This is a genomic window from Sphingomonas plantiphila (genome assembly GCF_046000505.1).
GTDB lineage: Bacteria > Pseudomonadota > Alphaproteobacteria > Sphingomonadales > Sphingomonadaceae > Sphingomonas > Sphingomonas plantiphila.
The window spans coordinates 38814-63683 of sequence record NZ_JBELQC010000002.1 but is presented as its reverse complement, the minus strand read 5'-3'; the positions used below and the strand labels follow the sequence as shown (position 1 = coordinate 63683).

At 66.0% G+C, this 24870-nt stretch carries 25 protein-coding genes; 15 read left to right on the top strand and 10 right to left on the bottom strand.

Annotation, left to right across the window (positions count from 1 at the left end; genetic code table 11):
- Positions 1–26: 26 nt before the first annotated feature.
- Together ABS767_RS12545 and eno are read right to left on the bottom strand one after the other, a co-directional pair.
- Positions 27–338, bottom strand: a complete 312-nt coding sequence (locus ABS767_RS12545) for an FtsB family cell division protein (protein ID WP_408078838.1) — start codon at positions 336–338, stop codon at positions 27–29.
- Between the two features lie 129 nt (positions 339–467).
- Positions 468–1742 carry a phosphopyruvate hydratase gene (eno, locus tag ABS767_RS12540; RefSeq protein WP_408078836.1) on the bottom strand — a complete coding sequence of 425 codons (1275 nt, stop codon included), beginning with the start codon at positions 1740–1742 and terminating at the stop codon, positions 468–470.
- A 153-nt stretch (positions 1743–1895) separates the two neighbouring features.
- On the opposite strand from eno, the gene ABS767_RS12535 reads away from it, so the two are divergent.
- The 5 genes from ABS767_RS12535 to ABS767_RS12515 all read left to right on the top strand — a co-directional run bounded on the left by ABS767_RS12535 (position 1896) and on the right by ABS767_RS12515 (position 3798).
- The gene (locus ABS767_RS12535; protein WP_408078834.1) at positions 1896–2426 is read left to right on the top strand and encodes a hypothetical protein; all 531 of its coding nucleotides are present in this window, start codon (positions 1896–1898) and stop codon (positions 2424–2426) included.
- 21 nt (positions 2427–2447) lie between these two features.
- Entirely contained in the window at positions 2448–2792 is a 345-nt protein-coding gene (locus ABS767_RS12530; protein ID WP_408078832.1) for a hypothetical protein, read from the top strand.
- Positions 2789–3142 (top strand): hypothetical protein, encoded by a 354-nt coding sequence (locus tag ABS767_RS12525; protein ID WP_408078830.1) that lies wholly within the window; start codon positions 2789–2791, stop codon positions 3140–3142. Before ABS767_RS12530 ends, ABS767_RS12525 begins: the two co-directional genes overlap by 4 nt.
- On the top strand, positions 3139–3468 hold the full coding sequence (locus tag ABS767_RS12520) for a hypothetical protein (protein WP_408078828.1): 330 nt from the start codon (positions 3139–3141) through the stop codon (positions 3466–3468). Before ABS767_RS12525 ends, ABS767_RS12520 begins: the two co-directional genes overlap by 4 nt.
- 114 nt (positions 3469–3582) lie before the next feature.
- Entirely contained in the window at positions 3583–3798 is a 216-nt protein-coding gene (locus ABS767_RS12515; protein ID WP_408078826.1) for a DUF4170 domain-containing protein, read from the top strand.
- A gap of 97 nt (positions 3799–3895) precedes the next feature.
- Here the strand turns inward: ABS767_RS12515 and greA are convergent, their stop codons facing one another.
- The 4 genes from greA to carA form a co-directional block, all read right to left on the bottom strand.
- Positions 3896–4372: a transcription elongation factor GreA gene (gene greA, locus ABS767_RS12510; RefSeq protein WP_408078824.1), complete on the bottom strand. Its 477-nt coding sequence runs from the start codon at positions 4370–4372 to the stop codon at positions 3896–3898.
- A gap of 81 nt (positions 4373–4453) precedes the next feature.
- Positions 4454–7801, bottom strand: coding sequence for a carbamoyl-phosphate synthase large subunit (gene carB / locus ABS767_RS12505; protein ID WP_408078822.1), 3348 nt, complete (start codon positions 7799–7801; stop codon positions 4454–4456).
- A 1-nt stretch (position 7802) separates the two neighbouring features.
- Positions 7803–8096 carry a hypothetical protein gene (locus ABS767_RS12500; protein ID WP_408078820.1) on the bottom strand — a complete coding sequence of 98 codons (294 nt, stop codon included), beginning with the start codon at positions 8094–8096 and terminating at the stop codon, positions 7803–7805.
- Positions 8093–9256 (bottom strand): glutamine-hydrolyzing carbamoyl-phosphate synthase small subunit, encoded by a 1164-nt coding sequence (gene carA, locus ABS767_RS12495; protein WP_408078818.1) that lies wholly within the window; start codon positions 9254–9256, stop codon positions 8093–8095. The genes ABS767_RS12500 and carA overlap by 4 nt, the downstream gene beginning before the upstream one ends.
- Before the next feature lie 133 nt (positions 9257–9389).
- On the opposite strand from carA, the gene ABS767_RS12490 reads away from it, so the two are divergent.
- The 8 genes from ABS767_RS12490 to ABS767_RS12455 all read left to right on the top strand — a co-directional run bounded on the left by ABS767_RS12490 (position 9390) and on the right by ABS767_RS12455 (position 19102).
- Complete coding sequence (locus ABS767_RS12490; protein ID WP_408078816.1) at positions 9390–9842, top strand: GatB/YqeY domain-containing protein; 453 nt, start codon at positions 9390–9392, stop codon at positions 9840–9842.
- A gap of 1 nt (position 9843) precedes the next feature.
- Positions 9844–11694 (top strand): DNA primase, encoded by a 1851-nt coding sequence (gene dnaG / locus ABS767_RS12485; protein ID WP_408078814.1) that lies wholly within the window; start codon positions 9844–9846, stop codon positions 11692–11694.
- Positions 11695–11747: 53 nt separating this feature from the next.
- Positions 11748–13778, top strand: coding sequence for an RNA polymerase sigma factor RpoD (rpoD, locus tag ABS767_RS12480; RefSeq protein ID WP_408078812.1), 2031 nt, complete (start codon positions 11748–11750; stop codon positions 13776–13778).
- 192 nt (positions 13779–13970) lie between these two features.
- Positions 13971–15131 carry a DUF3089 domain-containing protein gene (locus ABS767_RS12475; RefSeq protein ID WP_408078810.1) on the top strand — a complete coding sequence of 387 codons (1161 nt, stop codon included), beginning with the start codon at positions 13971–13973 and terminating at the stop codon, positions 15129–15131.
- Positions 15128–15589 (top strand): Holliday junction resolvase RuvX, encoded by a 462-nt coding sequence (ruvX, locus tag ABS767_RS12470; RefSeq protein WP_408078808.1) that lies wholly within the window; start codon positions 15128–15130, stop codon positions 15587–15589. The genes ABS767_RS12475 and ruvX overlap by 4 nt, the downstream gene beginning before the upstream one ends.
- 57 nt (positions 15590–15646) lie before the next feature.
- Complete coding sequence (locus tag ABS767_RS12465) at positions 15647–16849, top strand: cation:proton antiporter (RefSeq protein ID WP_408078806.1); 1203 nt, start codon at positions 15647–15649, stop codon at positions 16847–16849.
- Positions 16850–16898: 49 nt separating this feature from the next.
- Positions 16899–17891: an aspartate carbamoyltransferase catalytic subunit gene (locus ABS767_RS12460; protein WP_408078804.1), complete on the top strand. Its 993-nt coding sequence runs from the start codon at positions 16899–16901 to the stop codon at positions 17889–17891.
- Positions 17888–19102 (top strand): dihydroorotase, encoded by a 1215-nt coding sequence (locus ABS767_RS12455; protein WP_408078802.1) that lies wholly within the window; start codon positions 17888–17890, stop codon positions 19100–19102. The genes ABS767_RS12460 and ABS767_RS12455 overlap by 4 nt, the downstream gene beginning before the upstream one ends.
- Positions 19103–19154: 52 nt before the next feature.
- Here ABS767_RS12455 and ABS767_RS12450 read toward each other — a convergent pair whose 3' ends face one another.
- The 3 genes from ABS767_RS12450 to ABS767_RS12440 are packed head-to-tail and all read right to left on the bottom strand — an operon-like array spanning position 19155 to position 21773.
- Entirely contained in the window at positions 19155–20483 is a 1329-nt protein-coding gene (locus ABS767_RS12450) for an SPOR domain-containing protein (protein ID WP_408078800.1), read from the bottom strand.
- A 16-nt stretch (positions 20484–20499) separates the two neighbouring features.
- On the bottom strand, positions 20500–21054 hold the full coding sequence (locus ABS767_RS12445; protein ID WP_408078798.1) for a hypothetical protein: 555 nt from the start codon (positions 21052–21054) through the stop codon (positions 20500–20502).
- Positions 21054–21773: an AAA family ATPase gene (locus ABS767_RS12440; RefSeq protein ID WP_408078796.1), complete on the bottom strand. Its 720-nt coding sequence runs from the start codon at positions 21771–21773 to the stop codon at positions 21054–21056. The genes ABS767_RS12445 and ABS767_RS12440 overlap by 1 nt, the downstream gene beginning before the upstream one ends.
- 178 nt (positions 21774–21951) lie before the next feature.
- Here ABS767_RS12440 and ABS767_RS12435 point away from each other — a divergent pair, with 178 nt between their 5' ends.
- Positions 21952–22956 (top strand): SPOR domain-containing protein, encoded by a 1005-nt coding sequence (locus ABS767_RS12435; protein ID WP_408078794.1) that lies wholly within the window; start codon positions 21952–21954, stop codon positions 22954–22956.
- A 4-nt stretch (positions 22957–22960) separates the two neighbouring features.
- On the opposite strand, the gene serB is transcribed toward ABS767_RS12435, so the two are convergent.
- Positions 22961–23788, bottom strand: a complete 828-nt coding sequence (gene serB / locus ABS767_RS12430) for a phosphoserine phosphatase SerB (RefSeq protein ID WP_408078792.1) — start codon at positions 23786–23788, stop codon at positions 22961–22963.
- An 84-nt stretch (positions 23789–23872) separates the two neighbouring features.
- Here serB and miaA point away from each other — a divergent pair, with 84 nt between their 5' ends.
- Positions 23873–24796: a tRNA (adenosine(37)-N6)-dimethylallyltransferase MiaA gene (gene miaA, locus ABS767_RS12425; protein ID WP_408078790.1), complete on the top strand. Its 924-nt coding sequence runs from the start codon at positions 23873–23875 to the stop codon at positions 24794–24796.
- The last annotated feature ends 74 nt before the right edge of the window (positions 24797–24870 follow it).

Below are 24870 nucleotides of genomic sequence, written 5' to 3'. Positions count from 1 at the left end.
AAGCGTCGACGCGACCGCGGATGCGATCAATTCAGCGGAACGATGACCTCGTCGGGGTGCACGACGTTGAGCTTCTTGCGGGTCAGCTCGTCGACCATGTCGGGGTCGGCCCCCTTCTGGTCGAGCAGCGAGACGCGGTTGCGCAGCTGCGCCCGTGCCTTCTCCAGCTTGGCGAGCTCCGCCTGCTTGACCGCCAGCTGGCGCTTGTAGTCGCCATAGACCAGCACCCCGTTCGGGCCTAGCACGGCCGAATAGGCGAAGAACCCCATGAAAATGATCGCAACCGCAGGCAGGCCCGCGCGGCTGAGGATCGTCTTGAAGGGGGTCGAACGTGCCATCTGGTTAATGTCGCGCAAACCGACTCGCGGTTCAAGCCGGAGTTCTACGGTATCGCCAAAAAATCAAGTCGGATCGCCCTCGAAACGACCGGGACCCGTGACGACCCCGATCGCTTCGACGGCTACTTCTCAGCGGAGGATGCTGCGCCCGGCATAGACGGCGGCATCGCCCAGCTCTTCCTCGATGCGGATGAGCTGGTTGTACTTGGCCAGCCGGTCCGAACGCGCGAGCGACCCGGTCTTGATCTGCCCGCAATTGGTGGCGACCGCGAGGTCAGCGATCGTCGCGTCCTCGGTCTCGCCCGAGCGGTGCGACATGACTGCGGTATAGGCAGAGCGCTGTGCAAGGCTCACCGCCTCCAGCGTTTCGGTCAGCGTGCCGATCTGGTTGACCTTGACCAGAAGCGAGTTGGCGAGCCCCTTGTCGATGCCCATCTTCAGGCGCTTGGGATTGGTCACGAACAGATCGTCGCCGACCAGCTGAACCTTGCCGCCGACCTTGTCGGTCAGCGCCTTCCAGCCCTCGAAATCATCCTCGCCCATGCCGTCCTCGATCGACAGGATCGGGTAGGATGCGCACAGATCGGCGAGATAGTCGGCCATCTCGACCGGCGAGAGCGACAGGCCCTCTCCCGAAATCTCATACTTGCCGTTCTTGAAGAACTCGGTGGCGGCGCAGTCGAGCGCCAGCATCACGTCGTCGCCCGGCTTGTACCCCGCCTTCTCGACGCTGCTCATGATGAAATCGAGCGCCTCGCGCGTCGATGCGATGTTGGGGGCGAAACCGCCCTCGTCGCCGACCGCGGTCGACAGCCCCTTGTCGTGCAGGCCCTTCTTCAACGTGTGGAAGATCTCGGCGCCGCAGCGCACCGCCTCGGCCAGCGACTCGGCGCCGACCGGCATGATCATGAATTCCTGGAAGTCGATCGGGTTGTCGGCATGTTCGCCGCCATTGATGATGTTCATCATCGGCACCGGAAGGACATGCGCCGAGACGCCGCCGACATAGCGATAGAGCGGCAGCCCGCGCGCGTCCGCCGCCGCCTTGGCGACCGCGAGGCTGACGCCCAGGATTGCGTTGGCGCCGATCCGCCCCTTGTTCTCAGTCCCGTCCAGCTCGATCATCGCATAGTCGATCTCGGCCTGGTCCTCGGCGTCGAGGCCGGTAATCTCCTCGGCGATCTCGCCATTAACCGCTTCGACCGCCTCCAGAACACCCTTGCCGAGATACACGGACTTGTCGCCGTCGCGATTCTCGACCGCTTCATGCGCTCCGGTCGATGCGCCAGAGGGCACCGCCGCGCGACCGAAGCTGCCGTCCTCGAGCAGGACGTCGACCTCGACCGTCGGATTGCCGCGGCTGTCGAGAATCTGGCGCGCATGGATGTCGATGATTGCGGTCACGAAATGGTCTCCCTACCTTGGGTCCGGATTTAGGTAATTTCGATGTCGCGCGGGCCTCTATCCCGTTCGGCCGCGACGGGCAAATATGTCGTGCGGGGAACCGCGAAGGGGCGACATGGTTGTTCGAACAGACCAGCAAAAGGATTTCGAGCGATGGCTGACGAAAACTTCCCCCAGGACACCAGTTCCACCCCGGCGAGCGATACGCTGGTGGCTTCTGAACCGCTGAAGGGTGCAGGCACTGCGGGCGATGACGGCAAGCGCGGCGCAGGCGCCTTTGTGCGCGAGGAAGCAAGCAAGTTCGCAGGCCAGGCCGGCGACAAGGCCCGCTCCTTCGCCGATACCGGCAAGGAGAAGGCGACCGGCGCACTCGACGAATTCTCCACGATGATGCGCGATGCCGCCGGATCGGTGGATGAGCGCCTGGGCGAGCAATATGGCCAATATGCCCGCTCCGCCGCCGATCAGATTTCGGGTCTGGCGGACTCGCTGCGGGGCAAGCAGGTCGACGACCTGCTCGATGACGCGCGCGAGTTCGTGAAGAAAAGTCCGGCCGTCGCGGTTGGCATCGCCGCCGGCGTCGGCTTCGTGCTCGCCCGCCTGCTCAAATCGGGTTTGGACGCCGCAGGCGACCTCGCCGACAAAGGCGATACGAGCGGCGACCCCGGCGTGCCCAAGGCATAAGGGCATATCGGGGGGTAGGGCGTGGACGAGCGCAATGACGACGATAGCATCGGCACGCTGGCGGCCCGCGCGGTCGCCGATGCGCGTGCCTATGCCGACGCCGAACTCGCCTATTGGAAGGCACTGGCGCTGGACCGGTTGGGCGACGCCCGCGCCGCGCTCATTCTGGGCGGCATCGTCTTCCTGTTCGCGCAAGCGGCGGCGATCGCACTGATCGTCGGCCTCGTCCTGATCCTCTCCCCGCATGTCGGCCCCGGCCTGGCCACGCTGATCGTCGTTCTTGCCGCGCTCGCCATCGCCGGGCTCGCCGGAGCAGCGGCGTTCCGGCGGTTTCGCCGCGTGACCCGCCCGAGGCACAAGCCATGACCGACACGCTTCCCCTGTCCCTGTCAGAAGCCGAAGCGCGCAGCCGCAATGCCCGCGAACGCCTGTTCGGCACGCTCGGCGCAATGCAGCACAAACTCAACCCGATGACGCTCGCGCAGGATGCGGTGGAAAATGTCGCGCTCGGCGTCGCGCGCGACACCGTCGCCACGGTCCGCGCCAATCCACGCACCGTCGCGACGGTGGCGGGCGCCGCGTTGCTGTTTCTCACCCGCAAGCCACTGGCGCGTCTGCTCGTCGGCGGTGCAACCGCAGCGACGCGCGCGAGTTTGAAGAAGCGAAGCTCCGCCCCCAAATCCACGCCCAATCCGAAGAAAGGATCGCGCACATGACCGATACCCAGCAGAAGAGCGGCCCCAGCCGCGCCGAAACCATCGAGAACAATCCGCTCGCGCTGGTCGCAGGCGGGGTCGCGCTCGGCGCGGTGATCGGCGCGCTGATCCCGCGCCCGCAAAAGGAGAAGGAACTCCTCGCCCCGGTCGGCAAGCGAATTGCCGAGAGCGCGAGCGCCGCTGCCACCGCAGCGCGCGAAGCGGGCAAGGCCGAGATCGACGCCATCCTGCCGCAGCGCGACGCCGCGAAGGAACAGATCGGCAAGATCATCGGCTCCGCCGTCACCGCCGCCAAGGAAGCGGCGGCGCCCAAGGCGGACGCCTGACTATGCTGGGCTGGATTCCACGGGCGGAATCCAGCCCATAAGCGTCGTCACGGTATTGAGTGCGGCGCAGCATCGGCTAAGGCACCGGGGACAACTCTTTCCCCGGGAGCGACCATGAGCAAATTGCACCTCGTCTTCGGCGGCCGCGTGACCGATCCGATGACCCTGAACTTTCAGGACCCCTCGAAACTCGACGTCGTCGGCATCTTTCCCGATTATGCCAGCGCCGAAAAGGCATGGCGCGGCGCCGCGCAGCGCACGGTCGACGATGCCGAGATGAAATATGTGGTGGTACACCTGCACCGCCTGATGGAGCCCGATCAGCAGTAAGCGCGACCGGCGCCCCAGCGAACGCTGGGGCTTCCTCCGATCAATGCCGATCCTGATCCGACGGGGCCCCCGGTTTAGCGGGCGTGACGGCGTCGGATCAGATAAATTCGATCTTGCTGACTTCGTACCAGCGGTCGCCGGCGGGCACGGTCACCTCGACTTCGTCGCCCAGGCTCTTGCCAATCAGCGCCCGGCCCAGCGGCGAGTTATAGCTGATCCGGCCCGACTTCGCGTCCGCCTCGGCCTGACCGACGATCTGGTACTTTACCGACTTGTCGTCCTCGTCGAGCAGCGTCACGGTCGCGCCGAACACGATCTTGTCACCCGACAGGTCGCGCGGATCGATGATCTGCGCGCGGCTCAGCTTGTCCTCGATATCGGCGATCGTCGCCTCGACCTGGCCCTGGCGCTCCTTGGCAGCATGGTATTCGGCGTTTTCCGAAAGATCGCCGTGCGCGCGCGCTTCCTCGATAGCGTCCACGATCAGCGGCCGCTCGGCTTTCAGGACTTTGAGCTGCTCGTTGAGCTTCTCATAGCCTTCCGCCAGCATCGGCATCTTCTCGACCGTCGCCATCCCACGTCGTCCTTCGTCAAAACCCCTTCCCCCGGCGTGCCATAATCAGCCCGCCCGCACCCTAACCTTCGTTGTGGGGGATCAATTGTGCGATTGCGAATAATAAGACTGCAAGGGGCGGACTTCAAGGGACTGGCCACTCAACGCGGCGATCGCCTGCGCCGCGGCCACGCTCGCTGGCGCGGTGGTGAAATACGGCACCTTGAGCGACAGCGCCGATGCGCGGATCGACTCGCTGTCCTTCAGGCTCTGCCACCCTTCCGTGGTGTTGAAGATCAGCGCGATGTCGCCGTCGCGGATGCGGTCGACGATGTGCGGGCGGCCCTGCGCCACCTTGTTCACCCGCTCGACCGGCACGCCCTGCGCGGCCAGATAGTCGGCGGTCCCGCCGGTCGCGACGATGGTAAAGCCGTGCTCGACCAGGATGCGCACCCCGGGCAGCACCACCGGCTTGTCGCTGTCCTTGACGCTCACGAACACGTTGCCCGCCTTGGGCAACACCGTCCCGGCACCCAACTGCGCCTTGGCAAAGGCGGTCGCGAAATCGCGATCGATCCCCATGACCTCGCCGGTCGACTTCATCTCGGGCGAGAGCACCGGGTCGACCCCGGGGAAGCGGCCCCAGGGGAACACCGCTTCCTTGACCGCGATATAATCGATGTCGCGGTCGATCCGGGGCAGGTCCTTCAGCTTCTCACCCGCCATCACCCGGCTGGCGATCTTGGCGATGGGCGTGCCGATCGCCTTGGCGACGAACGGGACGGTGCGCGACGCGCGCGGGTTTACCTCGATGAGGTAGACCTCGCCGTCCTTGACCGCGAACTGAATGTTCATCAGGCCACGGACCTTGAGCGCACGCGCCAGTGCATCGGCCTGACGCTCGATCTCGGCGATGATGGTTGCGGGCAGGCTGTAGGGCGGGAGCGAGCAGGCGCTGTCGCCCGAATGGACCCCGGCCTCCTCGATATGCTGCAGCACGCCGGCGACAACCACGTCATCGCCATCGGCGATGGCGTCGACATCGACCTCGACCGCGTCGCGCAGATACTGGTCGATCAGCACCGGCGCGTCGCCCGATACCTGCACCGCCGTCTGGATATAATGGTCGAGTTGCTCGACCGTATCGACAATCTCCATCGCCCGCCCGCCCAGCACGAAGCTCGGGCGCGTCAGCACCGGGTAACCGATCCGCTCGGCCACCGCGATCGCCTCTTCGCGGCTGCGCGCGATGCCGTTCTTGGGCTGTTTGAGACCCAGTTTCGAGACGAGATCGGCGAACTGCTCGCGATCTTCGGCCAGGTCGATCGCGTCGGGCGAGGTGCCCAGGATCGGGATCCCCGCATCCTCCAGCGCGCGCGCGAGGTTGAGCGGAGTCTGCCCGCCGAACTGGACAATCACACCCGCCAGCGTGCCCTTCGACATCTCGACTGCCAGGATTTCCAGCACGTCCTCGGCGGTCAGCGGTTCGAAATAGAGGCGGTCCGAGGTGTCGTAATCGGTGCTCACCGTCTCCGGGTTGCAGTTGACCATGATCGTCTCATAGCCCGCATCCGCCAGCGCGAAGCACGCATGGCAGCAGCAATAGTCGAACTCGATCCCCTGCCCGATCCGGTTCGGACCGCCGCCCAGGATCACGACCTTCTTGCGCTCGGACGGCATGCTCTCGCACTCGGGCTCACCGAAGGACGGCGCCTCATAGGTCGAGTACATGTACGGCGTCTTGGCATCGAACTCGGCGGCGCAAGTGTCGATGCGCTTGAACACCGGCCGGACGTTCAGCTTGTGGCGCAGCTTGCGCACATCCGCCTCGGTCACCCCGCCGGTCATCGCCTTGACGACGTCGCCGATCAGGCCCGACGATTTGGCCATGGCGTCGCTGCCCTCGCGCAAATTCGCCGACTTGAGCGACAGCCAGGCAAGGCGCTTGTCGGAAAAGCCCATCGCCTTAAGCCGCCGCATTCCCGCCGCATCCTGCGGCAGACCGCCGCGGCACACTTGCTCCTCCGCCGCGATGATCTCGGCAATGCGTTCGAGGAACCACGGGTCGTAGGCGGCGAGCGCGTGCACTTCGGCCACGGTGAAGCCTTCACGCAGCGCCTGCGCCGCGACCAGCAGCCGATCGGGCGATCGCACGGCCAGCGCCGCCTCGATCACGTCGCGCGGTGCGCCCTGCAGATGCTCGACATTGTTGAAGCCGGACAGGCCCGTCTCCAGCCCGCGCAGCGCCTTCTGCATCGATTCATGGATGTTGCGGCCGATCGCCATCACCTCGCCGACCGACTTCATCGCGGTACCCAGCGTCGCTTCGGCGCCCTTGAACTTCTCGAACGCGAAGCGCGGGATCTTGGTCACGACATAGTCGATCGTCGGTTCGAACGATGCCGGGGTCGCGCCGGTAATGTCGTTCTCGATCTCGTCGAGCGTGTAGCCCACCGCCAGCTTCGCCGCGACCTTGGCGATCGGGAAGCCCGTCGCCTTCGACGCCAGCGCCGAGGAGCGCGAAACGCGTGGGTTCATCTCGATCACGATCAGGCGGCCGTCCTTCGGGTTCACCGCGAACTGCACGTTCGACCCGCCGGTCTCCACGCCGATCTCGCGCAGCACCGCGATGCTGGCGTTGCGCATGATCTGATATTCCTTGTCGGTCAGCGTCAGCGCGGGCGCGACCGTGATCGAGTCACCCGTATGGGTGCCCATCGCATCGACATTCTCGATCGAGCAGATGATGATGCAGTTGTCGTTGCGATCCCGCACGACCTCCATCTCATATTCCTTCCAACCGAGGAGCGACTCCTCGATCAGCACCTCGTTGGTCGGCGACAGGTCGAGCCCGTTGCGGACGATCTCGACGAATTCCTCACGGTTGTACGCAATCCCGCCGCCGGTGCCGCCCAGCGTGAAGGACGGGCGGATCACCGCAGGCAGCCCCACCGTCTCCAGCGCCGCCATCGCATCGGCCTCGCTGTGCGCAATCGCGGAGCGGGCCGATTCCAGCCCGATCTTGGTCATCGCGTCCTTGAACTTCAGCCGGTCCTCAGCCTTGTCGATCGCCTCGGCATTCGCGCCGATCATGGTGACGCCGAACTTCTCCAGCGTCCCATCCTGCGCCAGCGCAAGCGCGGTATTCAGCGCCGTCTGCCCGCCCATCGTCGGCAGCACCGCCCAAGAACCGCCATGCTCCGCCGTCTCCTTCTCGATGATCTTCGCCACCACCGCGGGCGTGATCGGCTCGACATAGGTCGCGTCGGCCAGTTCGGGATCGGTCATGATCGTCGCCGGGTTCGAATTGACCAGGACGATGCGATAGCCCTCTTCCTTGAGCGCCTTGATCGCCTGCGTGCCCGAATAATCGAACTCGCACGCCTGACCGATCACGATGGGACCGGCGCCAATGACGAGGATGGAGGAGATGTCGGTGCGTTTGGGCATCTTACTTCTTTTCTTCCGCGATCTGCTCGTTGCCGATGAAGCCGACCTTCGAGAAGCCGATCTGCGCTTTGATTTTATGAAGCATGCAATCCACAGCTTCATATGGTGTGTCTGGCGGCGGCTGAATCACAACCGCTCCGTCATCAAGCAACGCCATCGCTTCTGGCGGCAATTTACAATCGGCTTTAATCTGCTGGATGATCGCAATGCGCTGCTCATGGCTGGCACGATTCCAGCTTTCGACATGTCCCACAGGGTAATTCTGCACGACAGCGAGAACCATCGCTGCGATCACCGCAGCATCCCCACAAACCGCTCGAACAGATAGAAGCTATCCTGCGGCCCCGGCGATGCCTCGGGGTGGTATTGCACGCTGAACGCCCGCCCGCCGTCGATCTCGATCCCGCAATTGCTGCCGTCAAACAGCGACACATGCGTTTCGACCACGCCCTCAGGCAGCGTCGCGCTCTCGACCGCGAAGCCGTGGTTCATCGACGTGATCTCGACCGCCCCGTCGCTCAGCCGCTTGACCGGGTGGTTCGCGCCGCGATGCCCCTGGAACATCTTGGTCGTCTGCGCGCCCACCGCCAGCGCCAGCAGCTGATGGCCAAGGCAGATGCCGAACAGCGGCTTCTTCGTCTCCAGCAACTCGCGGATCACCGGCACAGCATATTCGCCCGTCGCGGCGGGATCGCCCGGGCCGTTCGACAGAAAGATGCCGTCGGGGTTGAAGCTCAACACCTGCTCCGCGGTCGCGGTCGCGGGCAGGACCGTCACCTTCGCGCCGGCCTTCACCAGATTGCGGAAGATATTGTGCTTCGAGCCATAGTCGATCGCCACGACATGCGGGCGATCATCCTCCGCCCCCTCGCCGCCATAGCCGAAGCCCAGCCGCCACACGCCGCCTTCCCAACCGAAATGCGTCTCGGTGGTGACGGTGATGGCAAGGTCCAAGCCCTCCAGCCCCGGCCAGGCCTGCGCTCGCTCCAGCAGCCACGGAATGTCGAACTCTCCGCTCGCCGAATGCGCGATCACACCGTTGGGCGCGCCCTTGCCGCGAATGCGCCGCGTCAGCGCGCGGGTGTCGATCCCGGACAGGCCAATGCGGTTATGCTGCTTCATCCATGCGTCGAGATGCTGGACGCTGCGGAAATTGCTCGGCTCGGTCACATCCTCGCGCACGATCATGCCCAGCGCGTGCGGATTGTCCGCCTCGATATCGTCGGGGTTCGCGCCGACATTGCCGATATGCGGAAAGGTAAAGCAGATCATCTGGCCCGCGAAGCTGGGGTCCGTCATGATCTCCTGATAGCCGGTCATCGCGGTGTGGAAGCAGACCTCCCCCGCGGCATTGCCCTCGGCCCCGAATCCGCGCCCCCAGATCACCTCACCCGAAGCCAGAACAAGGACGCCGGTGGCGCCTTCGGGCATGACAATTGGCGTCGCGTCGGCCATTTCGAAAGGGCGCTCCTACAGGGTTTCCGGCAATGTGTGCTAAGGGCCGCGCGCTAAACCCCTGCCCCCTTCCCGTCAACCGCAGATGGGGTCTAATGGCGCATAATTCCGATTCAGCTGGGGTAGAAACACCATGATCCGCGACGACGTCAAGACCGCCCTCGTCACCGCCATGAAAGGCGGCGACAAGGAAAGCACGGCCGCCATCCGCCTGATCCAGAGCGCGATCAAGAACCGCGATATCGAGGCACGCACCCAGGCACCCGTCGCCGACGACGACGCACTGGTGGTCGAAGTGCTGCAAAAGATGGTCAAGCAGCGCCGCGAATCGATCGAGATGTACGAAAAGGGCGGCCGCCAGGAACTTGCCGATCAGGAGAAGGCCGAGGTCGCCGTGATCGAACGCTTCCTTCCCGCGCAGATGAGCGAGGACGAAACCCGCACCGCGATCGAGGCGATCAAGACCGACCTCGGCGCATCTGGCATGAAGGACATGGGCCGGGTGATGGCGGAGCTGAAGGCGCGCCACGCCGCCAGCCTCGACATGAGCAAGGCCAGCGGGCTGGTGAAGGCGGCGCTGTCCTGAGGTGACTCTCACCCCTGCCTTTCTCGACGAACTGCGCGCGCGCACCACGCTGTCAGCCCTCATCGGCCGCAGCGTGAAGATCACGCGCGCCGGCCGCGAGTACAAGGCGTGCTGCCCCTTCCACAACGAGAAGACGCCCAGCTTCACGATCAACGACGAAAAGGGCTTCTACCATTGCTTCGGCTGCGGCGCGCATGGCGATGCGATCCGCTGGATGACCGAGCATAACGGCCTGCCCTTCATCGATGCGGTGAAGGAACTGGCGCAGGCGGCGAGCCTCGACATGCCCGCCGACGACCCCCGCGCCGCGCAGCGCGCCGCGCGTGCCAAGGGGCTGCACGAGGCGCTTGCGGACGCCGCCAAATTCTATGCCGAGCAACTCCACGGGCTGGCGGGAGCCGACGCGCGCGCTCTGCTCGAGCGCCGCCGCGTCACCGCCGAGACCGCCCGCACTTTTGGCATGGGCTATGCCCCCGATTCGCGCACGCGGCTGCGCGAAGCGCTGTCGTCCTATGGCGATGCGATGCTGGTCGAGGCGGGTCTGCTGATCCAGGTCGAAGGCAAGGAGCCGTATGACCGCTTCCGCGGCCGATTGATGATCCCGATCAAGGACGCGCGCGGTCGCGTCATCGGCTTCGGCGGGCGCATCATCGGCGACGGCGAGCCCAAATATCTCAATTCCCCCGAAACCCCGCTCTTCGACAAGGGGCGCACGCTCTACAATCTCGACCGCGCCTCCGCCGCTTCGCGCAAGGCCGGCCGGGTGATCGCGGTCGAAGGCTATATGGACGTCATCGCGCTGGCGCAGGCCGGGTTCGGCGAGGCGGTGGCGCCGCTCGGCACCGCGATGACCGAAACCCAGCTCGAGCGGCTGTGGCGCATGGCCGACGTGCCACTGCTCTCGTTCGACGGCGACAGCGCGGGGCAGAAGGCGGCGATCCGCGCCGCGCATCGCGCCCTCCCCCTGCTCCAGCCCGGCCGCAGCCTCGCCTTCGTGACGTTGCCCCAGGGACAGGACCCCGACGATCTCGTCCGCGCCAGCGGCCCGCAGGCGTTCGAGGCGCTGCTCGCATCCGCCCAGCCGCTCGCCGACCGGCTGTGGCAGCACGAACTCGCCGCCGAGCCGGTGACGACACCGGAGGCGCGCGCCGGCCTCAAGCAGCGCTTGTCCGATCTCGCGGCGACGATCCAGGACGGCAATGTCCGCCATGAATATGTCTCCGAGTTCCGCAGTCGCTTCGACGCGCATTTCGCCCCCGCCCCGCGCGCCTTCACCCCGCGCGGGGCCGGGCGCGGCCCGTTCCGCCCCGGCCAGCGCTGGCAGCCGCCCGAAGCCCCGCCCAGCCCCGCCACGCAGGCGATCAGCGCGATGGGGATCGATGCTCCGTTGGCAAAAGCGGTGCTCGCCGGACTGATCCGCCACCCCGGCGAGATCGCCCACCATGTCGAGACGCTGACCATCCTGGCGCATGCCGACGGCGCGCTCGGGCGACTGTTCGAGGCGGTGGTCGATGTCGCGCTGGAAGACCGGGCGCTTGATAGCGAGCGCTTGCGCACCATATTGGCGACGTCCGGATTTGACAGACAGGCGGCAGAGCTGCTCCGCGCCGACCAGCTTCCCTTCACCTTCACGCAGAAGGAATGGGATGCGGGACGAGCGGCGCTCGACCTTGGCGAGGCGATCGCGGTGCTCGCGGCGCGACCCCAGGTCGATGCGGCGCTGGCACAGGCAACTGCGGCGGTTCAGGCGCGTTTCAGTGACGAGGCGTTCGAGCGTCAGGTGGCCCTGGTGCGGCGAAAGGCGGAACTGGAAGCGCGACTCGCCAATCTGATGCTTGCGGACGAGGCGTAATTGGGTGATTAGGGCGGCGTATAATAGCCGCCATACGATTTCAAAGGCAGTCGATGGCAAAAGCAACTATGACGGACGGCGCGGAACTCACCGAGACCGGTGACGCGCCGCTGATCGATCTCAACGAAGGCTCCATCAAGAAGCTGGTCGCCCGCGCCAAGAAGCGTGGCTACATCACCGTCGACCAGCTCAACGAGATGCTCCCGCAGGACCAGTTCACGTCCGAGCAGATCGAGGACGTGATGTCGTCGCTCAGCGACATGGGCGTCAACGTCGTCGAGAACGAGGATGTCGGCGAGGACGAGCAGCCCGAGGACGACACGCCCGACGAGATCGATGGCGGCGAAGGCCAGGAGGACACCGGCCCCGCGGTCGAGACCAAGAAGAAGGAAACCGTCGATCGTACCGACGATCCGGTGCGCATGTATCTGCGCGAGATGGGCGCCGTCGAGCTGCTCAGCCGCGAGGGCGAAATCGCTATCGCCAAGCGGATCGAGGCCGGCCGGGACACGATGATCCTGGGCCTGTGCGAATCGCCGATCACCTTCAACGCAATCATCGGCTGGTCGAACGCGCTCAACGAGGGCGAGATGCAGCTGCGCGAGATCCTCGATCTCGACGCGATGCTCTCCAAGGGCCCGTCGGCCGAGCAGGTCGAGGGCGCCGAGGACGACGATTCGGGCGAGATCAGCGAAAAAACCGCGGGCACGACCTACAAGGAAGAGGAAGAGCCCGAGGAGGAAAGCTCCGACGACGAGGAAGACGGCCTGACCGAGCGCCGTACCCAGCGCATTTCCGATGACGAGGAGGAGGACAACACTCTCAGCCTCGCGCAGATGGAGGAGACGCTCAAGCCGCAGGCGCTTGAGAAGTTCGCCAACATCACCGCGATCTACAAGAAATTCTCGAAGATCCAGCAGACCCGGCTCGACGCGATGGCGGCGGGCGGCGAACTGTCGAGCGCGGACGAGAAGAAATATCACAAGCTGCGCGAAGAGCTGACCGCCGAGGTCGAGAGCGTTCAGTTCCACAACGCCAAGATCGAATATCTGGTCGACCAGCTGTACAGCTACAACCGGCGCCTCACCGCGCTCGGTGGCCAGATGCTGCGCCTGGCCGAGCGCCACAAGGTCAGCCGCAAGGACTTTCTCGACCGCTACGTCAATCACGAGATGGACGAGAACTGGCTCGAATCGGTCGCCGGGCTCGACAAGAAGTGGAAGGCGTTCGTCGAGAACGAGTCCGCCCCGGTCGACCGCATCCGCGTCGAGGTCTCGGAAATCAGCCAGCAGACCGGCATGGCACTCGGCGAGTTCCGCCGCATCGTCAACATGGTGCAGAAGGGCGAGCGCGAGGCCCGCATCGCGAAGAAGGAGATGGTCGAGGCCAATCTCCGCCTCGTCATCTCGATCGCCAAGAAGTACACCAATCGCGGCCTGCAGTTCCTGGATCTCATCCAGGAGGGCAATATCGGCCTGATGAAGGCGGTCGATAAGTTCGAATATCGCCGCGGCTACAAGTTCAGCACCTATGCGACCTGGTGGATCCGTCAGGCGATCACCCGCTCGATCGCCGACCAGGCACGCACGATCCGCATCCCGGTCCACATGATCGAGACGATCAACAAGCTCGTCCGCACCAGCCGCCAGTTCCTCCACGAGCAGGGCCGCGAGCCCACGCCCGAGGAAATGGCCGAGCGCCTGAGCATGCCGCTCGAAAAGGTGCGCAAGGTGATGAAAATCGCCAAGGAGCCGATCAGCCTCGAAACGCCGATCGGCGACGAGGAAGATTCGCATCTCGGCGACTTCATCGAGGACAAGAACGCGATCATCCCGGTCGATGCCGCGATCCAGGCGAACCTCAAGGAAACGGTCACCCGCGTCCTCGCCAGCCTCACCCCGCGTGAGGAGCGCGTGCTGCGCATGCGCTTCGGCATCGGCATGAACACCGACCACACGCTCGAGGAAGTCGGGCAGCAGTTCAGCGTGACGCGCGAACGTATCCGCCAGATCGAGGCGAAGGCGCTTCGCAAGCTCAAGCATCCGAGCCGCAGCCGCAAGATGCGCTCTTTCCTGGACCAGTAATCCGACCGCGATCCGCGGTTTCAAGACACCTCGCTACCCCTATGCCGGGGGTCGCGAGGTGTTTTCGTTTCGTCTGTCACTCCACGGGAAGTGGGATCGGGCGGCTGAGGGTTGCATCCTTCGCAACCATCCCGCATCGGAATGCGATTGCCCGGCGGCGCCCTATGCTGCATTGCACAATGGAGAGCCCTAGTGGCGCGTAAGTTCCTCTATGTCGTGGCGGTGTTGATGGTGCTCGCGCTTGCAGCGGCCTTTGCCTACCGGATCTGGGGCGCCGAGCTGTTGCGGCAGGCGATGGTACCGGGCACACGCTTCGAGGCTCAAGCGCCGCTTCCGGCAAACAGCTATTCCCGCCCGCAAATGTGGCTGGCACGCCCCGATATGCCTGGCAACCCCGCACTCTGGACGCCCGAAGGCCAGCAACCGGCGGCGAAGCCCGAAGCAGCCGTCTTCTTCATCCACCCGACCTCCTATCTCAATCGCGCGCGCTGGAATGCGCCGCTCGAGGACAAGGAGGCGAACGACCGCGCCGCGCTGTTCCTGCGCGGCCAGGCAAGTGCATTCAATGGCGTCGGTGCGATCTGGGCGCCGCGCTATCGCCAGGCGACCTTCGGCGCCTTTCTCACCACCAAGGCAGAAGCGCAGCAGGCGCTCGACCTTGCCTATCGCGATGTCACCGCAGCGTTCGACCAATTTCTCGCCGAAGCCGGCGACCGTCCGATCATCCTCGCCGGACATAGCCAAGGTGCGCTCCATCTCACCCGCCTGCTGCACGATCGCGTCGCGGGTAAGCCGCTCGCGCGCCGTATCGTCGCCGCCTATGTCGTCGGCTGGCCGATCTCCAAGACTGCCGATCTCCCGGCACTTGGGCTGCCCGAATGCACCGCCGCCGACCAGAGCGGCTGCATCCTCTCATGGCAAAGCTTCGCCGAACCGGCGGATCCGTCGCTGATCCTCGACACGTTCGACGCCTCGACCGGCTTCATTGGTGCCTCGCGTGCCGGAACCCCGATGATCTGCACCAATCCGGTCACCGGAACCCCCGCGTCAGCCGAAGCCGCCGCATTCGATATCGGCAATCTCGTCCCCTCCGCGGACCTCACCAGCGCGACACTGACCAAGAGCGCCACGACGTTGCGCTGCGACGGACGCGGTATCCTGTTGCTCGGCACCCCGCCCGAAGGCCTTGGCGGCCAATATGTCCTGCCGGGCAACAACTATCACGTGTTCGATTATTCGCTGTTCTGGGCAAACGTCCGCGCCGATGCGGAGCGGCGCCTCGCTGCCCATCGCGGCAAGCGCAGCGCCTGGATCGACGTGTTCGCGCCGCGCGGATTGCGGGCGGCCGGATGATCACCACCAGCCCTGCGGACTATCGTGCCGCGCTCCCTGCGGGCGGGCGGTTGCTCGGCCTGGATGTCGGTACCAGGACGATCGGCACCGCCCTGTGCGATTCAGGCTGGTCGTTCGCCAGCCCGGCGCTGCTCGTCAAACGCTCCAAATTCACTGCGGACAAGGCCGCGCTGGTAGCGTTGATCGCGCAGCAGCAGGTCAAGGGGCTGGTCGTCGGGCTCCCGCTCAATCTCGACGGCACCGACAGCCCCCGCACCCAGTCCACCCGCGCCTTCGCCCGCAACCTCGCCGATCTGGATCTGCCGATCCTGCTATGGGACGAGCGCTGGTCGACCGCGGCGGTCGAACGCCAGATGATCGCCGAGGATTTGTCGCGCGCCAAACGTGCCGAGCGCGTGGACAAGCTTGCGGCCAGCTACATCCTCCAGGGGGCGATCGACGCACTCGCAAGCGGCTAGTTGTCTCCCCCCGGAAACCCATGCATTGACTGCGACTCAGGGGGAGGAACGACGACGATGACGGTGACTGTGACCGAGCTGTTTCTCGTCGCGATGCTCATCATCTTCACCGCGCCCTACCTCGTGTGGCGACTGGGCCGCACCGATCATTGGGCGCCACTCGTCGTGGTGCAGATCATCGGCGGCATTCTGCTCGGCCCAGGGGTGCTCGGCGCGGCATTTCCGACCTATTATCAAACGATCTTTACGCCCGAGGTGATCACCGCGCTCAACGGTATCGCCTGGTGGGCGGTGATGATGTTCGTGTGGGTCGCCGGCATCGAACTCGACCTGGGTGAGGCGTGGCGACGCAAGCGCGAGACCGGCGTCACGGCCGGGCTGGCGCTCGCGGTCCCGCTGCTGTTCGGCGCCGCTGCCGGGCTGGTGCTGCTCGGCTGGGGCGGATGGGCCGGACCGAACGGCCAGCCGTGGCAGGTGGTACTCGGGATCGGCATGGCGTGCGCGGTCACCGCTCTGCCCATCCTCGTCCTATTCATGGAGAAGCTGGAAATCCTGCGCGCGCCGCTCGGCCAGCGCATCCTGCGCTATGCCAGCATGGACGATATCGCGATCTGGGGCGTGCTCGCCCTGATCCTGCTCGATTGGGAGCGGATCGGGCGGCAACTCGCCTTCCTGCTGGTCTTCGCACTCGCCACCTGGCTCGTCCGCAGGCTGATGGCTCGCATCGGCGAGCGTGATCGCTGGTATGCCGGCCTGATCTGGCTCGCCGCCTGCGGGCTGGCCGCCGATTGGGCGGGACTACACTTCATGGTCGGCGCCTTCCTCTCCGGCGCGGTGCTGGAGGCGCGCTGGTTCAGCCTCAAGGCGATGGACCAGTTCCGCGACACGATCCTGCTCGCGGTCATGCCGGTCTTTTTCCTGTCGACCGGGCTGCGCACGCAATGGGACATGGGCGGCGTAGCGGTGTTCGGGGGCGCGGCATTGCTGCTCGTTGCCTCAGTCGCGGGCAAGCTCGCCGGAGTGCATCTCGCGGGACGCATCCTAGGCTGGGCCCGGGGCGAGGCAAGCCTGATCGGATGGCTGCTGCAGACCAAGGCGCTGATCATGATCATCTTCGCCAACATCCTGCTCGACAAGGGCGTCATCACCAACGCGGCGTTCACGTCCCTGCTGTTGATGGCGGTCGGCAGCACGATGCTGAGCATACCGATGGCGAAACCGAGGCTGGCCCGGCTGAAGGCCGAGACCGGTCAGGCGTAACCAGTCGCGCCTTGCGCGCCCCGCCCCGCCTCGCTAACCGACACCTTTAATGCAACCGCCGATCGATCATCGCCCCGGCGCCCAGATTCAGGGGCGCGCCGTGTTTCCGCACGCGCACCTGACGGGCATTTCCGGGCTTCAGCCGCACGAAATCCTGTTCCTGCTCGACGAGGCGGAACAGTGGATCGAGGTGAACCGCAACCGATCGGGCAGCGACCATCGGCTGGATGGCCTGACCCAGATCAACGCATTCTTCGAGAACTCGACGCGCACGCTGTTGTCGTTCGAGATTGCGGGGAAGCGGCTCGGCGCCGATGTCGTCAACATGCACGCCGCGCAATCGAGCGTGAAGAAGGGCGAGACGCTGATCGACACCGCAGTCACGCTCAACGCGATGCGCGCGGACGTGATCGTGATCCGGCACATGAGCTCGGGCGCGGTCCAGTTGATCGCCGACAAGGTCGACTGTCCCGTGCTCAACGCGGGCGACGGCAGCCACGAGCATCCGACGCAAGCACTGCTCGATGCGCTCACCATCCGGCGGCGGCGTGGAACGATCGCGCACCAGCGCGTGGTGATCTGCGGCGATATCCTGCACAGCCGCGTCGCGCGCTCGAACATCCTCGCGCTCACCGCGCTCGCCGCGGAAGTGCGCGTGGTTGCGCCCTCGACACTGATGCCCGCCGCGATCGCGAAGATGGGGATCACACCCTTCACCGATTTCGACGCGGCGCTTGAGGGGGCGGATGTCGTGATGATGCTGCGGCTTCAGAACGAGCGCATGTCCGGCGCCTACATCCCCTCGACCCGCGAATATCATCTCAACTACGGGCTCACGCTCGAGCGGCTGAAGCGTGCCAAGCCCGATGCGCTGATCATGCACCCCGGACCGATGAACCGCGGGGTGGAGATCGACTCGAACGTCGCCGACCTGCCCGGTCGGTCGGCGATCACCGAACAGGTGGAGATGGGGGTGGCGGTGCGCATGGCGTGCCTCGACGTGCTCACCCGCCGCTCGCGCAAGGTGGAGGGCTGGGCATGACCGTCACTGCCATCTTCCGCAACGCGCGGCTGCTTTGCCCGGAGGACGGTGAACGCAGCGGCGACCTGTTCGTCGCCAATGGTCGAATCATCGATTCCGCGGCCGACGACGCGACGGTCATCGATTGCGGCGGCAAGCTGCTCGCACCGGCCATTGTCGATCTCGGCGTCTTCGCCATGGACAAGGCGGCGTGCCGCGCCGGGGGTATCGCCCGCATCGGCCTGATGCCCGATCAGTCGCCGGTGCTCGACGGCCCCGGCATCGTCCAGCGTGCCGCCGACATGGGGAAGCCCGAACTCTGGGTCCATCCGATCGCTGCGGCGACGCGTGGCCTCGAAGGGCAGGACCTCGCCGAATATGCGACCAACGTAGGCGCCGGCGCGCGCGCCGTGTCGACCGGACGCGGCTGGATTGCCGACAGTGGCGTGATGCGCCGCGTGCTGTCCTATGCGCGCGACTGCGGTCTGGTGGTCATCGCCCATGCCGAAGATGGCGGCCTCACCCGCACAGCCGTCGCCACGGAGGGAGAGACGGCGACCCGCCTCGGTCTGCCCGCCGCTCCTGCGATGGCGGAGGCGCTGGCTGTCGCGCGCGACCTGATGCTGGCCGAGCAGACCGACGCGGCGATCCATTTCCGTCAGCTCACCACCGCCGCCGCCTTCGATCTTGTCCGCGCCGCCAAGGCGCGCGGGGTAAAGGCGACCTGCGGCATCACCCCCGCGCATTTGCTGCTGTCCGATATCAACCTATCGGACTTCCGCACCTTCGCGCGGCTCTCTCCCCCGCTGCGCGACGACAGCGACCGGCTCGCCGCGCTCGCCGCACTTGCCGACGGGACGATCGACGTATTGTGCTCGGGGCACGACCCGCGCGGGCCAGAGGAAAAGCGCCTCCCCTTCGCCGACGCCACGGCTGGCATGGCCGGGGCGGAGACGCTGCTGACGCTCAGCCTCGGTCTTGTCCGCGACGACCGGCTAACGCTCCCGCGGCTATTCGCGCTGCTGGCGCGCAATCCCGCGCATATCCTCGGCATCGACAGCGGCACGCTGGCCCCCGGCATGCCCGCCGACCTCGTTCTGGTCGATCCCGATGCACCCTGGCAGATCGACTCGGACCGGATGGCCGGAAAGGCCGGCAATACGCCATTCGACGGCCTCCCGGTTCAGGGCCGCGCGGTCCGGCTGTTCAAGGGCGGAAGCGAAATCCGCTGAATCAGAAAAGCCGGGCACTGGCCCGGCTTCTCCGATTTCAGTCGAGGGTCATTTAGCGCGAACGCTTGGTCCAGCCGGTGGGTTTGTCCCCCGCCCCGCCACGCACGAAGCAATTGCCGCCGTCGCCGCGAATCTCGCGGCACAGCGAGTCGGCATCGGCACGCGCCAGCCCGCCGACCGAAAGCCGCTGGAACTGGCCTGCGCGCGTCGACACGCTCGCGCTCGCCGGTGTCAGGCTAGCCAGCGCCGGGGTACGCTTGACCGCGCGGCCCCACGCATCGCGCGCGACCCCGATCCGGTCATAGGCGCCGAGCTGGACATACCAGCTGCCCTTGGCGAAGCTGCGCGCCTCGCTCTCGACCTTCAGCGGTGCGGTCGCGCCCATGCTGGTGCTGGCCACTTCGGTGCGAACCGCCCTCGCGGGGATCGCCTGGACGATCTCCTTGCGCGGCGCGAACACGATCTGCTGGCCGCTGGGCACCGTGATCGCCGGCGCAGCTACCGCGTCGGTCATCGCGACATCACCCGCCGGTGCGGCAACGGCATCGACCGTTTCCACCGCGGTGGCACGGGGCATATAGCTATCGACCGGATCGGCGACACGCTGCGCCGCCACTGCCGTCGACATCGACTGCGCGAGTGCAAGCTGTACGGGCTGGCCGGCGTCGGCCACAGGCGTCACGCCCAGCAGTGCCGCAACCTGATCATAGGCGTTTTGCGGCTTGGCGAAGCTCGCCCACTGCATGATGCGGCCGTCGAGCTGATCGGGCGACAGGTCGATCCCCGCGATCGCGCGGGCCTGCTGCCACTGCCCTGCCAGCGCCAGGCTGAGGGCCAGATTCTGGCGCGTCTTGGCGTCAGCGTCAGGCTGCCGTGCAGCCTCCATCAACAATGCGACTGCACTGCCGGGGTCGCCCGCCAGAGCGATGGCAAGGCCGCGGTCGCTCGCCGGGATCGATGCCGCGTGGACATCCAGCGTCTGCCGCGCGGTCGCCCATTCGCCATTGGCGATCTGCGCCAGCGCCAGGTTGAGCGCGGTACGGCCATTGGCCGGATCGAGCGAAAGCGCTTCGTTTAGGGCCTGCGCCGCCGAAACGAAGCGGCCGGCGAAGAGATAGGTTTCACCCAGCAGCTTGCGATATTCGCTGTTGCGCGGGTCGAACGCCACGGCCGCTTCGGCATGCGTGACCGCCTTTTGCGCGTTGCCGCCGGTCAGCGCCTTTCGCGCCGCCTTGGCCTCCTTCGCCGCCTTGCGCGCATCGACGGTTTCAACCTTGCCGTTGGCAACCGCGAAGCTGCCAATCAGCGACGGCGCACCGAGCAGCGGAGCGCCGAGAACCAGCGCCGAGACGCTGACAGTGAGAATACGACGTGCGTTCATGGCCCAAATCCCCCGATCAACGAGCCTTGCCCGCGGGAAGCCGGTCAACCAGCGCTCCCAGTTCGGGCAATGTTTCCAGAAAGGCGTCGAGCGCCTCGGTGACGAGCACCTGTGCCGAACGACCCGTGATGGCCGAGGCGAGGCGCAGCTTGAGATGACGTTCATTGTCGAGCCGCAGCGTGAAGGCAGCCTTGCCTTTCCGCGCAGAGACCTCACGACCGATCCGCGACGCGGTCGCAGTCGATACCGGCCGCGTCGGAACCGGCTCAGGCTCGGGCGCCTGCACGATTGCCGGAGCCGCCACAACTGGCGCTGCAGGTGCTTCCGGAACAGGCTCGGGCACAGGCGCGGGCGGCGGGGCATATTCCTCCACCAGCGCCTGACGCTGGCTCAGCACCGGCGGAACCGGGGCGGACACGTCCGTCCCCATGTCGTTCCACCCGAGATCATCGAGCGACGTACCCGGATCGAGGCCGACAAACCCCTGCGGACGCATCGCTGGCCGCGCTTGCCCCTTGCGCGCGAGCAGCCCCGACGACAGCGAGGCGGCAGGTTTCGCGGAACCGAACATCAGCTCACCACCCGGCGACCGAAGCCGCCCTGTGGCCGTCCGGCAAACACCGCCTGCGGCGCCGAAACCGCCGGAGCCGTAAAGACGGTGCGACGAAAATTCTTTTCGAGCCGATCGTTGATATAGGACCAGAGCGCGGTCACCTCGCCCGCGGACTTGCCGTTCGGATCGACTTCCATCACCGTCCGCCCGTCGATCATCGACGCCGCAAAGTCGGTGCGGTGGTGCAACGTGACCGGTGCAACGGTCCCATGCTGTGACAGCGCGACCGCCGCTTCGCTGGTGATCTTCGCCTTGGGCGTCGCGGCATTGACGACGAAGATCAGTGGCTTGCCCGCCCGGTCGCACAGGTCGACCGTGGCGCCCACGGCGCGCAGGTCGTGCGGCGACGGGCGGGTCGGAATCACGATCAGTTCCGCGACCTGGATCACGCTCTGGATCGCCATGGTAATGGCGGGCGGCGTATCGATCACCGCAAGGCGAAAGCCCTGCTGGCGCAACACCTCCAGGTCGGCGGCCAGCCGCGCGACAGTCGTCTGCGCGAAGGCCGGGAAATCGGTTTCACGCTCGTTCCACCAGTCGGAAAGCGAGCCTTGCGGATCGATGTCGATCAGAACGACCGGGCCATGCCCCGCCCGCTGCGCCTGCACCGCCAGGTGCCCGCTCAGCGTGGTCTTCCCCGAACCACCTTTCTGCGATGCCATCGCGAGTACGCGCATTGCCCCTCGAAACTCCCGATAATTCAGCGTCGGGGATGACAGGGGGACCCTAAGAAGCCGTTAATGGGAGCTGCACATACGCGTGTTGTCCCATGCCGGGCTTAACCGGAGCGCAAGCATTGCTTGGCCACACTATGGTTAACTGGCATTATCCAGACGTGGGACTGGGGACTACCGAATGAAGCATATGGTGTTGTCGGCAATGGTTGCCGCTTCAATCGTCGCGGTCGCTCCCGCGCTTGCCGACGTCAAGACGGGCGTCGATGCGTGGCAGCGCGGTGACTATCGCACGGCGGTGAACGAGTGGCGGGGCCCCGCAGTTGCTGGCGATGCCGACGCCCAGTTCAACCTGGGGCAGGCATACAAGCTCGGCCGCGGCGTTCCCGCGGATCTGGGCCAGGCCGAGGAATGGTATCGCAAGGCCGCGCTTCAGGGCCATCCGCAGGCCGAAGAGAATTATGGCCTCTCGCTCTTTGAAAACGGCAAGCGATTGCAGGCGGTCGAATGGCTGACCAAGGCGGCGATGCGGGGCGAACCGCGCGCGCAATATGTTCTGGGCACCATGTACTTCAACGGCGACGCGGTCGAAAAGGACTGGGTGCGCGCCTATGCCCTGACCGCGCGCGCGGCCGCGCAGGGCCTGCCCCAAGCATCGACCGCGCAGGCACAGATGGACCGCTATATCTCGCTTCAGGACCGACAGAAGGGTCTGGAGCTTGCCCGCGCCTATGAGCGCGATGCCGGCCGTCCTCAGGTCGCCGCCGTCCCCCCGTCCCAAGCCACGCAGCCCCCGCGCCCCCTGGGAAGGACCGAAGTCCCGCCGTCCTCTGCCTATCAGCCGCCACGCGCAATTCCTTCTTCGCCGTCGGCGCAAGCGGCTGAACCTCGCCCGGCCCCACCCATCGTGCGACCGGTGCCGAAGCCCGAACCCAAGCCGCAACCGACGCAGCCCGCGGCGACGCCCGTGCGTGACGGCGGTTGGCGCGTGCAGGTCGGTGCATTCGGAGACCCCGCCAACGCCCGCCGCATCGGCGCCCAGGCGGCCGCCCGATTCCCCGGTCGGCAGGTCTTCTATGTCAAGGCAGGCCGGCTGACGAAGGTGCTGATCGGTCCGTTCGCGTCGAATGCGGAGGCGAGTGGCGCCTGTCGGGCATTCGATCCATGCGTACCCGTGCGCGAGTAATCGCTCAGTCGGTCACCCATTGTTCGGGAAACAATCCCTGCGCATAGAGCAGCGCGGTGAGATCATTGTGGTCGATCCGCGCGCCCGCCGCCGCGGCGACGATCGGCTTTGCATGATAGGCGACACCCAGCCCCGCCTGCTTGATCATCGCCAGGTCGTTGGCGCCATCGCCGACCGCCAGCGCGGACCCCGCTGTCAATCCCCGCTCGCCAAGCGCGTCGAGCAGGGTGCGCTCCTTCGTGCCTGAATCGACGATCGGCTTGGTGACTGCGCCGTTCAGCGCGCCGCTTTCGATCACCAGTTCATTGGCGATCACCCGGTCGAATCCGATCTGCGCTCCCACCGGCCCGGCGAAGCGCGTGAATCCGCCCGATACCAGGATCGTGTGGGCGCCCTGCTCCTTCATCGTCTGCACCAGCACGCGTGCGCCGGGCATCAGCTCGACCCGCTCGGCGAGGCAGCGATCGATCGCGCCCGCGTCCAGCCCTTTGAGCAGCGCAACGCGCGCGTCCAGCGCCTCGGCGAAATCCAGTTCGCCGCGCATCGCCGCTTCGGTCACCTCGGCAATCTGCGCCTTGATTCCGGCATAGTCGGCGAGCTCGTCGATGCATTCGACGGTGATCATCGTCGAATCCATGTCCGCGACCAGCAGTCGCTTGATCCGTCCCAGGATTGGCTGGACCACCACATCGGTACGGTCGAACGCGCCCTCCAGCGCCACGCGCGCGCGATCGGGACCGTTGACGAAGATCAGATCGAATGCCTTGCCCTCGGCCAGTTCGGTGACGCCCACCGGCTCGCAGAACGCATCGCGCAGCTTGTCCTGCGCCATGGAAATATCGCCTGCGGAAAGCGTGTCGGCTGCTATCAGGGTCGCAATGTATGCCATGCTTCTCTCTGCCAAGGATCTGCGGGCATGAGCGCACCCCTGCCCCGGGTCGCGCTCATTGCAGGGCCGACTGCCAGCGGCAAGTCCGCTTTGGCAGTCGAACTGGCCAAGCGAACCGGCGGCACCGTCATCAATGCGGATTCGGCGCAGGTCTATGCTGAACTGCGCGTGCTGAGCGCGCGACCTTCTCTCGAGGAGGAGGCGCAGGCGCCGCACAGGCTGTTCGGCCATGTCACCGGCAGCGAAGACTATTCGGCCGCGCGCTGGGCGGACGAAGCCAAGGCGGAAATCGCCGCCGCCCATGCGCGCGGTAGCCTGCCGATCCTGGCGGGGGGCACGGGCATGTATATCCGCACGCTGCTCGACGGCATCGCCCCGGTCCCGCCGATCGACCCGGCGATCCGCGCTGAGATACGCGCAATGCCGGTCACAGAGGCGCATACCGCGCTGACGAAACTCGACCCCGAGGCGGCCGAGCGCCTCAATTCTGCCGACACCACACGAGTGGCGCGCGCGCTCGAAGTCGTCCGATCGACCGGCCGCCCACTCGCCGCCTGGCAGGCCGAACGCGTCGGCGGGATCGGCGAGACGATCGACCTTGCCCCGCTGATCCTGCTCCCCGACCGCGCGTGGCTGGCCGAGCGTTGCGACCGCCGGCTTGTCGCGATGTTCGAAGGCGGGGCGGTCGACGAGGTGCGGGCGCTGCTCGACCGCACAGATATCGCCGATTCAGCGCCCGTCCGCCGGGCGATCGGGGTCGTGGAAATCACCGCCTTTCTCAGGGGTTCACTCAGCCGGGAGGAGGCGCTCGAGCGGGCGCAGGCGGCAACGCGCCAATATGCCAAGCGCCAATATACGTGGCTGCGTCACCAGCCCCCGGTCCATTGGATTCGTATCGACGCGACAGATAGCTTCAAACAGCTATCCTATTTCGCACGATTCGAACAATGAAATTGGTTGACACGCATCTTTACTACGCATAGCAGCGCCCTTCGCGTAATGCTATTGCAGCGCGGCAATCAGTA